The sequence below is a fragment of the Paenibacillus chitinolyticus genome (assembly GCF_045038035.1).
Classification (GTDB): Bacteria; Bacillota; Bacilli; order Paenibacillales; family NBRC-103111; genus Paenibacillus_F; species Paenibacillus_F chitinolyticus_A.
The window spans coordinates 4168469-4180672 of the sequence record NZ_CP173427.1 but is presented as its reverse complement, the minus strand read 5'-3'; the positions used below and the strand labels follow the sequence as shown (position 1 = coordinate 4180672).

General features: G+C 57.8%; 9 protein-coding genes. 4 read left to right on the top strand and 5 right to left on the bottom strand.

Features of this window, described 5'->3' with window-relative positions:
• Positions 1-60: 60 nt before the first annotated feature.
• Entirely contained in the window at positions 61-441 is a 381-nt protein-coding gene (locus tag ACI48J_RS18770) for a helix-turn-helix transcriptional regulator (RefSeq protein WP_326054302.1), read from the bottom strand.
• 184 nt (positions 442-625) lie between these two features.
• Between ACI48J_RS18770 and ACI48J_RS18765 the strand changes: the two genes are divergently transcribed.
• Positions 626-832: a helix-turn-helix domain-containing protein gene (locus ACI48J_RS18765; protein ID WP_009674753.1), complete on the top strand. Its 207-nt coding sequence runs from the start codon at positions 626-628 to the stop codon at positions 830-832.
• Positions 833-921: 89 nt separating this feature from the next.
• Here ACI48J_RS18765 and ACI48J_RS18760 read toward each other — a convergent pair whose 3' ends face one another.
• A complete protein-coding gene (locus ACI48J_RS18760) occupies positions 922-2058 on the bottom strand; it encodes a GGDEF domain-containing protein (protein WP_326054303.1) in 1137 nt (378 codons plus the stop codon).
• A gap of 270 nt (positions 2059-2328) precedes the next feature.
• Here ACI48J_RS18760 and ACI48J_RS18755 point away from each other — a divergent pair, with 270 nt between their 5' ends.
• Genes ACI48J_RS18755 through ACI48J_RS18745 form a run of 3 tightly spaced genes read left to right on the top strand, consistent with a single transcriptional unit; the run spans position 2329 to position 8301 of the window.
• Complete coding sequence (locus ACI48J_RS18755; RefSeq protein WP_326054304.1) at positions 2329-3453, top strand: glycosyltransferase family 4 protein; 1125 nt, start codon at positions 2329-2331, stop codon at positions 3451-3453.
• 37 nt (positions 3454-3490) lie between these two features.
• On the top strand, positions 3491-4942 hold the full coding sequence (locus tag ACI48J_RS18750) for an exonuclease SbcCD subunit D (protein ID WP_405079696.1): 1452 nt from the start codon (positions 3491-3493) through the stop codon (positions 4940-4942).
• Positions 4939-8301: an AAA family ATPase gene (locus ACI48J_RS18745; RefSeq protein ID WP_405079695.1), complete on the top strand. Its 3363-nt coding sequence runs from the start codon at positions 4939-4941 to the stop codon at positions 8299-8301. The genes ACI48J_RS18750 and ACI48J_RS18745 overlap by 4 nt, the downstream gene beginning before the upstream one ends.
• 77 nt (positions 8302-8378) lie before the next feature.
• Here ACI48J_RS18745 and ACI48J_RS18740 read toward each other — a convergent pair whose 3' ends face one another.
• From ACI48J_RS18740 to ACI48J_RS18730, 3 genes are read right to left on the bottom strand one after another with little or no spacing between them, the layout of a single operon-like run.
• Positions 8379-9449: a Ger(x)C family spore germination C-terminal domain-containing protein gene (locus ACI48J_RS18740; protein WP_405079693.1), complete on the bottom strand. Its 1071-nt coding sequence runs from the start codon at positions 9447-9449 to the stop codon at positions 8379-8381.
• Complete coding sequence (locus tag ACI48J_RS18735; protein WP_405079691.1) at positions 9446-10534, bottom strand: GerAB/ArcD/ProY family transporter; 1089 nt, start codon at positions 10532-10534, stop codon at positions 9446-9448. The genes ACI48J_RS18740 and ACI48J_RS18735 overlap by 4 nt, the downstream gene beginning before the upstream one ends.
• On the bottom strand, positions 10531-12042 hold the full coding sequence (locus ACI48J_RS18730) for a spore germination protein (RefSeq protein WP_405079689.1): 1512 nt from the start codon (positions 12040-12042) through the stop codon (positions 10531-10533). The genes ACI48J_RS18735 and ACI48J_RS18730 overlap by 4 nt, the downstream gene beginning before the upstream one ends.
• Between the last annotated feature and the right edge of the window lie 162 nt (positions 12043-12204).

The window sequence follows — 12204 nt, the reverse complement described above, 5'->3', positions numbered from 1 at the left end:
CCCGCGGGTTGTTCCGATTGCTTATGTAAGGCAGGATTGCAGGAGGGCGGCCGGCCGTTCTTATTCGTTGCGGCTGTTCCGTTCTTTCCAGAACAGGGCGCTGAGGACGCGCTCGATCCATTCTTTGTCCTGTTCCGTCAATTCCGTGCCGTCGAAGATGAGATCGTTGTCATGAAGAAACCGGCGCAAATTGACCGGAGCCTTGGGCTTGTCCCCGCCGCTCTCCGGTTCGTCGAGATATCCGGCGATTTTCATCAGTTCGGCGTAAGGAATATTCAAGCCTTCGGACAGCTTCATCAGCACATCCGGAGACGGGATATTGCGGTTGCCGTTCTCAAGCTGGGAAATGTAAGCGGCCGATACGCCGGAACGGTCAGCCAGTTCACGGATCGTATACCCTTTCAGCTTGCGGAGATCTTTGAGCTTGTCATAGAAATACATCGCAGCACCCGCATTTCTTGGTAAACATTAGTTAACATGCTTATCATAGCAGGGAAAATGAGGTTTTTCAATCGGGTGTAAAAGAAAGAAGAGCTATCGTCAACTATAGTAAATATTTATGTTTACAATAGTAAATTATAATGCTACCATGGAATTAATTAGGAAATGGGGGCTATGATTTTTTATGAGGATTATCGCCAAATCGGAAGAATTTATCCGCAGAAGAATGACGCTGGGACTGACCCAGCGGGAGCTTGCCAGACAGACGGGATTAAGCCACGCATACATCAGCTTGCTGGAGCGGTCGATGAAGTCGGTCGGTCCCGGGGCCGCGAAGCGTCTGAGCATCGTTCTCGGAAAGCAGGTCGAGGAGCTGTTTCACATTCAGTGAGGAAAAGGTGCGGTCCTGCCAGAGGCCGCGCCTTTTTTGTAATCCCCGCTGTGTAGTCATTGCTGCCGGAAGACCGGGCAGGGGATAAGTCAAGCGCCGAATTTGACGACCTTGTTCTTCCCGGTTGTTTTGGCCTTGTACATCGCTTCGTCCGCTTGTTTGATCAGCTTGTCTCCCGTGAGGCCTTTCTTGTAAGTGCTGAATCCCATGCTGACGGTGACGATGGTTTCTTCTTCGATGCGCTTGCGTATTCTCTCCGCGAGCTCGGCGGGTTTGACATCGGGATCGGTCAGCAGAACGACCAGCTCCTCGCCGCCGTAACGCCCCACGATACCGCTCTCGTCCGCTTCCTGGCGCATGATGCTCGCTACTTGCTTGAGCATCTCGTCTCCCATGTGATGGCCCTTGGTATCGTTGAGCTTTTTGAAATTGTCTATGTCGCTGAACAGGACCGAAACGTTCATATTCAGCCGGATATACTGCGAAACTCTTTTATCGAAGTATTTGCGGTTATACACTTTGGTCAGGCCGTCGGTGATCGAGGACTGGTAAATCGCCTGCATGAGCTCGACTACCCGGTCGAACAGCAGGAAGAAAAGAATCGTCGCATAGATGACCGGAATAAACCATTCCGCCAGCATCAGCCATTTCTGCTCCCCTTGAAACAGGTACAGATTGACCATATGTGCCGTTTGTCTGGCGAAATACAGCGTCATCACGGCCTGGAATTTACCTTGTTGTCCGATCAGAGGCGTAATGGTGTAAGCGCATAAAAAGATCAGCACGAACATGTACAGCTCCAGCGGCAAGTCGGCCAGCAGCGCAGCCTGCTCGGGACTTCCTCCGGACGGCGGGTAAAAATGAAAAGCGGAAACGCCCAAAGCGACCGCGATCAAGCCGTAAAAATATAAATAATGACGCCGCCGCGTCGGATTATACAGCTGATAAACGCCCAGATTGATCAGGACGAAGGTGACGGCCTGAAGCAGATCGTCCGCGAAGCCCGACATGCCCTGCAATTGGTCCGAGGCCTGCCAGTAAAGCCGGAGAAGGTTATGGACGAGCATGAGGATGAGCGAGACGGTCATCGAGAAATAGCCTTTTTTTCTGCGTGTATAGTAAAGCCTTCCCGAGATGAAAATCATCAGGGTAAGAATGACTAGCATCATGGAGCTGGCCGTCTCCGGACCCCATGTTTCAATCGGATCGTTCCACAAGTTCAACATTCCTCCGAGGTTATCCGTTCCCTTTTGCGGGGGCCGGACTCAAATGTACGTTCGCATTTTCAGGCGATTTCATTATAGCAAAATAGGGCGGGGACAAGAACAACTTTTTTCGGAAAAGTACCGGCAGACTGAAAAGCCGTCCCCACCCGCAGGGACGTGTTCTCTTTTCTATTAGACGGGCAGAAGGTACAATAAGAAGAGGCTGAGCGTATGATGCTGTAAGCCGGATTTGCGCCGCGCAAGCGGACGGAGGATCAGGAGTGTGCACCGATGAACATTTTGCAAGCGTTATTCTTCCCGCCGGAGCAGCCGGGCGGAGTTTCTTCCATGGTCCCGTATATTACCGAAAAGTTTAATAAAAGAGGCTGGGACATGGAACTATTTTCCCTTCCCAGAAGGGTCAGGGGCAAGGGAACCGAGCCCGTTACCTTCAATACGTTCGATTGGACCCGTTACGCCGGGAACCCGATCGTGGACAAATATATCCAAACCTACAAAGACTACGTGTGGTGGACGAAGCTTCGTATCCGTAAGAGCTACGATCTGATTCACGCCCATCACCCGATTGCCGCGCTCGCTATCAAGGAAGTATTTCCCGATACGACGGTCATCGTAACCGTTCACTCCAGCTACGAGGGAGAGCTTCTGCTGAACGGAAAGATAGAGGAAGGCGGTCCCGAGCAGCGTTTTCTGACGTCGATTTACGGCGAAATGGAAGCGCGGCTGGACCAAATTTTAACGGTTTCGAATTCTTTCAAAGGATATATAAGCGAATTTATTCAGGACCCCGACCGGATCGGGGTCATTCCGAACGGCTACGACGAGAAGCGCTTCCGGCCGATTTCCCACGAGAACGAAGTGGCCCAGCTTATTACGGTGTGCCGCCTGGTTCCGGCGAAAGGGCTCGAAACGCTGCTTCAGGCCTGCGCGATGCTCAAAGAACGGGGACATCCTTTCGTCCTGCATATTATCGGCGACGGCCCTTCCCGGACAGAACTCGAGGAATTGGCGAAGGAGCTGAACTTATATGAGGAGATTATTTTTTACGGGTACATGCTGCACCCGGAAGAATTTATGCCTTTCTTCGATATTTTCGTCCTCCCTTCGAAAGCCGAGGCGTTCGGCTCCGTATTTGCGGAGGCGGCTCTCTGCCTTTTGGCACTGGTAGGCACGAATGTCGGAGGGGTTGCGGAGCAGATCGAGAACGGGCGCAACGGGCTGCTGGTCGAGCCTGGAGATGCGCCGGCGCTCAGCCAGGCGCTGGAGAAGGTCGTGGTCGATCCGACCTACCGGTATCAGCTGGCCCGTGCGGCTTCGGAGAAAGCGAAGAAATCGTATTCGCTCAACAGGGTTATTCGGCAGCTGCGCGGAGTGTACGAGAGGTACGGGAAATGAAGAGTTTCGCTTTAGGCCAAACGAAGGGGGTGTGCGGATGAAGGCGCTGAAATTTCTGCATGCCGCCGACCTTCACCTCGACAGCCCGTTCAAAGGGATGAACTCGGTTCCCGAGCGGATCCGGGATGTAATCCGGGAATCGACCTTCGGAGCGTTAAGCCGGCTCGTCCGGCTGGCGGTCCGGGAAAAGGTCGATTTCGCTGTTTTCAGCGGCGATATCTACGACGCCGGCGACCGCTCCCTTCGGGCTCAGCTGCGCTTCCGCAGCGCTCTTGCCGAGCTGGACCGGGCGGGAATCCCCGCCCTGATTATCCACGGCAATCACGATCCGCTGGACGGCCGGGGAGCGGACCTGGAATGGCCGGCGGGAGCCCGCGTGTATCCGGCGGACAAGGTCGAGACAGTTCGGATCGTGAAGGAAGACCGGGGGCTTATCGCCGAAGTTCACGGCATCTCTTACGCGTCCGCCGCCGTAACGGAGAACCTCGCCCTGCGTTTCCGCGGCGGGGACGCATCGGTTTTCCAAGTGGCTCTGCTTCACACGAATGTCGACGGGCACCCGGGATACGACAACTATGCCCCTTGCAGCAAATCGGATCTTATGGGGCGGGGGATCGACTATTGGGCACTAGGCCACATACATACAAGGGAAATCGTCTTGGATCAGAAGCCCGCCGCCGTGTACCCGGGCAATATACAAGGCAGGAGCATACGGGAGTGCGGCCCGCGCGGGTGCTACATCGTGGCCGTGGATGAGAACGGGAATCCCGCTCTGGATTTTCACGCCCTGGACGGGGTGCGCTGGCAGCAGGAGACTCTTTCGATCGCGGGCATCGGCACGGAGCAGGAACTGCAGGAAAGCTTGCAGGATCTGCTGGCCCGGCTAAGGGAGAAAGCGGAAGGAAGGCCGACCGTCGCCCGGATCTTCCTGGAAGGCCGGGGACCGCTTCATTTGAAGCTGCAGGCAGGGAGTGCCCTTTCCGACCTGCTCCGTGAGCTGCGCGAGAGCGAGCTGCTGGCTCTGGCGGGACGTTCGGCCGCCGGATACGGCGGCGGCAAAGGCGGTTTCGGAGCGGGCAGCGGCCATACGGAAGCGCCGCGTTCAAGAGACAGCAAGGATGAGGCTCCTGACTCTTATAGAGAGGCGTCCCTCTCCGGCGAAGTCTCTCACAATACGGGAGCGGACATTCCGTTCGTCTGGATCGAATCCATAGAATCCCGGACGGGGCAGGATATCGACTTTGAACTGCTTCTCCGGGAGGAAAGCTTCATAGGCGACCTCCTCCGGCTGGCGGAAGAGCTGGCTGCGGATGAAGGAAAGCTGCGAGAATTCGCCGATGAGGCGCTCGGTTCCCTCCTTGCCCAGAACGGAGCTTCCAGGCTGTTCGGAGGAGCGGACGGGTTTCTCGAAGACGCGGGATATTGGCTGGAGGCGGCGCGTGAACTCGCCGTCGATCAGCTGATGCCGGACGGGAGGCGGAGCAAATGATCATCCGTGAAATAAGAGTCCGAGGATTCGGTTCTCTGCACAACCGGACTTACCGGTTCGAATCGCCCGTTACCGTGCTGTACGGCCCCAATGAGGCGGGCAAAAGTACCCTGCTCGGTTTTATCCGCGCCGTCCTGTTCGGATTCCCGACGCGGGCGCAGGCCGCCGACAGGTATGAGCCCGATGGCGGGGGGGCGCACGGCGGCGCGCTGCTGCTGGAGGACAAGCAGGGCCGGACCGTCCTGATCGAACGCTACGCGGATCACGGCGGTCCCGGACGTCCGCCCGCGGCCGGCTCCGTTAAAGTAACGCTCGAAGGCGGCGCGGAAGGCGGCGAGGAACTGCTCCGTCATCTGCTCGGAGGACTGTCCGCGGAGCTTTTCCGGAGCTTGTTCGCCTTCGGGCTGGGCGAGCTTCAGGAACTGCGGACCCTGCAGGGGGACGACATCGGCGGCTACCTCTACGGAGCGGGCTTCGGCGTGAGCGGAAGCGCCGTAGTGGAAGCGGAGCGCAAGCTTGCCGCAAGGGCGGATGCTTTGTTCCGGCCAAGGGGACGGACCCAGGAGCTGAACCGCAGCATCCGGGCGTACGAAGAACTCCGCTCCAGCCGGAACCGTTCCGCCGACGAGATCAGCCGGTACGAAGAAGCGACGGCGGAGTGGAAGCGGCTCGGAGACCGGCTGAACGGGCTGGACGCCGCCCGGACGGAGACGGCCGCCGAGCTGGAATGGACCCGGCGCTGCGGGAAGGCCTTCGAGCCGTGGCTGAAGCTGCGGCGGATTCAGGCGGAAATGGCGGATATCCGGGAAATTCCCGGGTTTCCGCTGCATGCCGCCGCGCGTTATGAAGCCATCCGGCAGGAACGGGACGAATTCGAGAATGAGCGGCGTCGATACGAGGAAGAGAGCGCCGCGCTTCTGCGGGAGGCCGAAGCCCTGCCCGTCCGCGAAGAGCTGCTCGAAGGCGCGGCCGAACTCGCCGCCCTTGAAGAGGAAGCGGGGACGTACCGCAGCGGGCAGCTTGCGGCGGCCTCCGCGGAGACGGAGAAAGCTCAGCTGAACGAAGCGCTGGCGGCTCTTTTGCGGCAGCTCGACGAGCAGTGGACGCGGCAGGATCTGGCCGATTTCCCCGTTTCGGTCGGCATGAAAGAGCAGATCCGGGAAGCACGGGATTCCTTCGCGAAATGGGACGGAGAGAGGGCGCTGCTGGACAGCGAGCTTAGCCGGGTATTTGGCCGTCTGGAGGAACAGCAGAGCGAGCTTGCCGAGCGCCAGCTCGAATGGAGCGAATGGCTGACGCTGTCGGGGCTCCGGGAAGATGCGCCGGGTGCGCGGACAGCCGCCGAATCGGGTCTGCTTCGCCGGTTATCTTCCGATTACGCGCAGTGGAGACTGCTGCAGAGCGAGGAAGAACAGAGAGACAGACTCCGGGAGGAAGAACGCCGCAGGCAGGAGGAATTCGAAGCCTGGTCGGTCCAAAGGCGGAGCGACTCCGACCGCACAAGGAAAAGGACCGCTTACGCCGCGGGAGCGATCGCGGTTCTTCTGCCGGCGGCGCTGCTCTTAGGCGGTCAGACGGCTGCGGCTGCGGCCGTATTTGTCGTGCTGGCTGCGGGCACGGCCTGGCTGATATTCGGCTCTCCGGATAGAGCCCGAGGGAACAACCGCAGCCGGGATCTCCTGACGCAGGAACCCCGCGCGGAGGGGAGAGGGCGTGCCCGCCGGGGAAGAGCCTCCACCGGCGATTGGTTGTCCGCTGCCGCACAACCGGGCGAAGCGGACAACCGGTCAGACGGCGAGGATGCCCGGCTGGAGGCAGACAAAGGGGCTCTCCGGCAGCGGCTTCAGCAGAATCTGGCGCTTCTTCTGAGCAGTCGCGGAGCGGGAAGCCGTGAAGCGGCCGCCGCCCGCGCGAACGGCTCTTCCGATGAAGCTTCCGCTCTGGGGCGCATGCCTCTGCCGTCTTGGCCGGAGACGCTGGGCTGGCTGGACCGGGAGCTGGAAAGCTGGCTGACCGGCACCGATTTGTGGGCGCAGCACCGCTCCGAATTGGAGCGCCGGCGGGCCAAGCTTGAAGAACTGAAGCAGAGCATCCAGTCGCTGGAGAAGCAGCAGGCGGCGGTTTCCTCCCGGATGCGTTCGCTGGAAGAACGCGCCGCGTCCGGTCAGGAGCGCTGGAGCGCCTGGCTTCGCGAACGCAAGCTGAGGCCGCACCTGTCTCCCGAAGCGGCGCTGGAATCGCTGCAGCTTATCTCCCGCGGGCATGACCTGCTGCAGCGCCTCGCCGGCTGCGAGTCCAAGCTGGCCGCTCTGCAGGCCTCTTCCGCCGCGTTCGAAGCGCGGACGGTCCGGCTGCTGGGCGAAGCCGAAGCGGCGGACCCGCTGCTGGGGCTCCGGCGCCGCGCCGAGCGGCTTGCGGAGCAGCAGGATCTGCTCGCAAGGCGCGGGCGCCTTGCGGCCGAAGCCGCGGAGGCCCGGCGCCGGGAGACGGCTGCCGCACAGAAGGCGCGTCGAGCGGCGGAGCGTCTGCAAGCGCTTCTGAGCGAGGCGCAGGCCGAAGGCGAAGAGGAGCTTCTCCGGCAGGCGGCTCTCCAGGAGCGCCTTGCCCGGCTCGCGGCCGAAGCGAGGCTTCTCTCCGGCGCGCTGGATGCGCATGCCGGCGTCGCTCGGCGGGAGCGGCTCGACACGGCGCTGTCCGGCGCCGACGAGGGGAGCCTCGCCTCGCGCGAGGAGGAACTCGCGGGCAGCCTGAGCGGCCTGGAGGCCGAGGCGAACCGCTTGCGCGACAGGCGCGGCCGTCTGGCCGGCGAGCTGGAGAAGCTCGAAGGCGGGAGCGAGCGCGGCGAACTTCTCCAGCGCACCGAAGAGCAGCTCGCCGAGGTGCGCGAGCTCGGCGGCAAATACGCGGTGCTCGCGATGGCCGCCCTGCTCGTGAAGCGGACGCGCGAGCGCTGTGAACGCGAACGCCAGCCGGGCGTGCTCCGCCGCGCTTCGGCCTGCTTTGCGGCCATGACGGGCGGCCGGTTTACGCAGGTGGTCGCGCCGTTCGGGCAGCAGCGGCTTTATGCCGTCCGGTCGGACGGACGCCAGGTGGACTCATCGAGACTGAGCCGCGGAACCGCGGAGCAGCTTTACTTGTCGATGAGATTCGCGCTCGTTGAAGAATTTACCGGCGGAGCTTCGTTGCCGCTCGTTTTTGACGATATATTCGTCAATTTCGACAAAGAGCGGATGGAAGGGGCGCTCCGGATTATCGGGCAGCTCGGCGGAAAGCGGCAGGTTCTGCTTTTTACTTGTCACGAGCATGTAAGAGATGCGGTAACAGGGATTTCTCCCGCAGCGGGTGTGCTCCATGTTTAATAAACCGTTCAAAGACCCTCCTTATTAAAGGAAGGGTCTTTGGGCGTTTATTGCACAGGTCCTTACAAGAAAATGTTCTATTCTCTCTTGCCTTCCGGAGAAAGGATTTTGAGATGAACGAGGACCCTGACATCCAGTTTTTTTATTTGTTCTTCCCAGTGTGCCGTATCCCAGCCTCTCATCCGGAATTGTTCGCCGATCCCGAGAATATCCAACCCCTGTTTTTTGGTGCCGACGAGCAGTTTTGTGAAATTTTTCTCCCACAGCCGGCTGCCTTCCTTTTCGATTTCGCCCGCATGACGGTACGGATTCTGTTCCTTGCTTTCCAGAATGGTGGCCTGAATCGAATAGGTGAAGGTTACCCGGTCCCGTCTTACCTCTGTCTTTCTTTTGACTTCTTTGATTTGCAGGGCGTTGCGTTTCTCGGCGTCGGCATGTAGAATAACTTCTTTTCCCTGCCGGTTCACCAAGATATTAAATTCTCTGGATTCGATTCCGTTCAAGTGATAAACGAGCCGGTCTTTGCGAAGAAAGCTTTCTCCCACGAAGTTCAATTCCTTATTCTCATAGTTGAAGCGGTTAAGATGGGTACTCTGCAGAGGACTCATAACCGCTTTGTTTACCTGCCAGAGCCGGCTGGCGAGGAAGGTCGGCACAAACGCGTAGCCTTTGGTGGAAAAGTTGGTCAGTCCTCCGTTATCTTTCCGGAAAAGTTCGCTCACTTTATCGGTGGTGACAAACATATGCACCGTCTGGTCGATGTTAGGCGACCTCACCAGAAAATCCATGTAGGGATAGATGCCTTCCCTGGCGATTTTGTCGCTGAACATGATAAAACTGACTTTATCGAGGGACAGCTCTTTTTGCAGTCGTGTCCGGATCTGCCTCAGGCAGTCGGGAATATTCGAACCGGTCGCGTTGCGGATGATATATTTGGGCGCTTTGCCGCCGGGGCTGCTTTCGTTTCCTCCGCTTTTCATTCCGTCCATGTCGATTTCCATCATGCTGATTTCAAGCTCTCCATTCTCCGCACGGTCGATCCCCATCCCTACGATAAAGGACTGTTCCCGGATCTCCGAAATACTCAAGCATCCCGAAAGCGCTGCAGTTCCGGTTGCAAGCATGAGAAGAACCATCCATGTTCTCATCCCGTCTTCTCCTTCCTGAAAAGAGTGACGATCCACATGTAATTGGGGATCAGGACGAAGATAACACCGAATACGAGGGCGGTGATGTAAACCAGCTGATCGACTTCGTTAACGGTCAGGGTCCTCAGAAAGGCGAGTGACATGAGGACCGTGACGATCACATACATCCGTTTGAACCGCCGGGTGTTAAAAAGCCTGCAAAGCGACTGAGAGCAGCAGGTGACGCAGACGATCAGAATCATAATGTTCACCAGCACGAAAAACAGAGGCGCCAGAAAGCTCAACTTTTCAAAAGGAAGCAGGAGAAAAGGCACGGTTTCCATCGACTCCTGGTACGGGAAAGTAAAGGTTTTGGCGGTCTCGTAACCGAAGACCATAATGGGCAGCAGATAGGAGAGCATGACTTCGGCTCCGGCCGTAACGGTTGCGGCTGCCGAAAGCCGAAGCAGATTTTTATCCGATTGGATGAGAGGATACAGAAAATAAAGGACGGCGAAGCCTTTGAACAAGTAGAAAATCGTGAGGATATTTTTTCCGAACAAGTTCGGCAGGCCGAGGTTGCCGATCGGCAGCAGGTTCGTGACGTTGATGTTGCGCAGCTGGGGCAAATTGATGCTGAGCAGCCAGACAACCATGACAAAGCCGAGCAGAAGAAAGAGCCGCGCCCAAGCTTCTGTCCCTTTCCATACCATATACAGCACGACGGGCATAACGAGTAGCACGATCGTGTACACGGGCGTATATTTCAGCTGCAGGTACGAAACCAGAAGCCAGTGTTCGCCGAAAGTCAGGTATCCCCAAATGAAAAAGTAAATCGCGATGCAGCCGGCATAAACGGCGGACAAAAATTTGCCCAGATACAGCCGGGACCATTCCGCGATCTCCAGTCCGGGATGCCGTCTTGTTAAGCGGACTGCGACATAGGTGTTCCACAAGGAAATAGCAAGCGCAAGCAGAAGCAGCACCCATCCGTGCTGATCCATTTGCTGGGACAAGTAGGCCGGAAATCTCAGCGGGCCCATCGCAATCGAGGCGACCGCCAAAATAACGAACCACTGAAGTCCCGAAATGCCCGGCTTGGTCATGACGAATCTCCTCTCTGGCTGTGTTTGTCCGCCGGTTTAAAGACGGGGTCCCGTTCCTTCAATTTCTGCGCGGCTGGCCGGAAGAATTGCATCCGGATCGCTTTAAGGCTGAATGGGCTGAATGGGGAGGTGTACGCAAGGCCGAGCGACTTGGTAGAGGCGAGATGCCCCAGCAGCAGAACGGAACACACGGTGATCCCATAGAAGCCGAACAGTCCCGCCGCCAAAATAAACGGGTATTTCCACAAGCGTGCCGCGTAAGAAATTTGATACGAAGCGATGTAGGCACCTACGGCGGAGATGGATGCGACGATAATCATAAATTTGCTGGTCAATCCCGCCTGGGCCGCGGCCTGGCCGATAATCAGGCTTCCGACCACATTTAAGGCGGAGCCGACATTCCCGGGGACGTAAGTCATCCCCTCGTTCAGCACGTCCATTACAATCATCATCATCAGTGTTTCAAACAGGCTGGTGTAAGGGATTCCGGCCTGATCCTGGGCGATGGAGATGGCGAATACGGTCGGTAGAATGGACGAATCTACCGTAACCAGAGCGAGATAAACGGCAGGCGCGTAAATCGCGATGACGAAAGCCAGAATCCGGACAAGCCGGACAAATGTCGGAATAAGAGAGCCGTGCATGACCGCTTCCCCGCCGATAAAGCCGGTGAGCACGGTATTCGGCAGGAAGGAGATAAAGGGAGACCCGTCCATAAGGACCCCGATTCTTCCTTTTAGGAGGTTAAGGGCCGAACGCGCAGGCAGCTCGCTTTTCTCATATAAGGGAAAGGGAGTCAGATTGGGGCCGCTTATAAATTCCATTAATTCTTTCATCAGCACGATGGAATCCGTCTGGATGACTTCAATTTTGCTTTCGATTTCGTCTACCCACTTCTGCTGGGCGACATCGTTCAGATATACGACGGCTACGGTCGTTTTGGAACGTTCTCCGACCTCGTAATAATGGACGATCAGGTTGGGGTCCCGGAGCCGTCTGCGCAGCAGTCCGAGGTTGACGTCGATGTCCTCGACGAACGATTCCTGCGGGCCAAGGATCACCCGTTCGATTTTGGGAGGTTCTATGGCGCGTCCTTTTTGAAAAGGCGCCGGAAACGAGATCGCGCTGTGCGGCAGCCGGTTATGCAGCAGAATGACGTCTCCCTGCAGCATGCGGTTCAAAGTATCCGATACCTTGCGGATATGGGTACCGGTCGGGAAGAGAGTCGGCCAGTCGTCCGGCTGCGATTCCCACCGGCTAAGGCGGGGGGCGACGTCGTCTTGAAAAAGACTTTTGTCGATCGCGGTACTCATAAACATACAGCCGGAACTGCCGTTGTCCGTAAGAATCCACTGGAATTCATCGGTCGGCAGCAGCTCCTGGAAAAGCTGAATAACCCCGTCCGTATCGGCGGGAAGCAGTATGTCCCATTGGTCGGCGTTCAGTGTGGGCGCCGCCGGGAGTGTGGATCGGCCGTCGGGCTTGCGGCTGTCGTTCTGATCGGTCATGATGTCCCTCCATCCGTGCTAGAGCTATAAGGGTAGACTTCCCAGTTTACCGGCAAATTACCAGGGGCAAAGGAGTGAAAATGTGACGGTATCCGTAAGCTGCCGATACATGAGGATGGCCGGTTCGGTCGGTGATCGCCTCTAGCAGCAGGTCATGGCCTC

What these genes read in the sequence shown, in the direction of transcription:
- ACI48J_RS18770 (WP_326054302.1), bottom strand. Translation starts at nt 441, where the DNA reads ATGTATTTCTATGACAAGCTCAAAGATCTCCGCAAGCTGAAAGGGTAT.
- ACI48J_RS18760 (WP_326054303.1), bottom strand. Translation starts at nt 2,058, where the DNA reads ATGTTGAACTTGTGGAACGATCCGATTGAAACATGGGGTCCGGAGACG.
- ACI48J_RS18735 (WP_405079691.1), bottom strand. Translation starts at nt 10,534, where the DNA reads ATGACCAAGCCGGGCATTTCGGGACTTCAGTGGTTCGTTATTTTGGCG.
- ACI48J_RS18740 (WP_405079693.1), bottom strand. Translation starts at nt 9,449, where the DNA reads ATGAGAACATGGATGGTTCTTCTCATGCTTGCAACCGGAACTGCAGCG.
- ACI48J_RS18745 (WP_405079695.1), top strand. Translation starts at nt 4,939, where the DNA reads ATGATCATCCGTGAAATAAGAGTCCGAGGATTCGGTTCTCTGCACAAC.
- ACI48J_RS18755 (WP_326054304.1), top strand. Translation starts at nt 2,329, where the DNA reads ATGAACATTTTGCAAGCGTTATTCTTCCCGCCGGAGCAGCCGGGCGGA.
- ACI48J_RS18750 (WP_405079696.1), top strand. Translation starts at nt 3,491, where the DNA reads ATGAAGGCGCTGAAATTTCTGCATGCCGCCGACCTTCACCTCGACAGC.
- ACI48J_RS18730 (WP_405079689.1), bottom strand. Translation starts at nt 12,042, where the DNA reads ATGACCGATCAGAACGACAGCCGCAAGCCCGACGGCCGATCCACACTC.
- ACI48J_RS18765 (WP_009674753.1), top strand. Translation starts at nt 626, where the DNA reads ATGAGGATTATCGCCAAATCGGAAGAATTTATCCGCAGAAGAATGACG.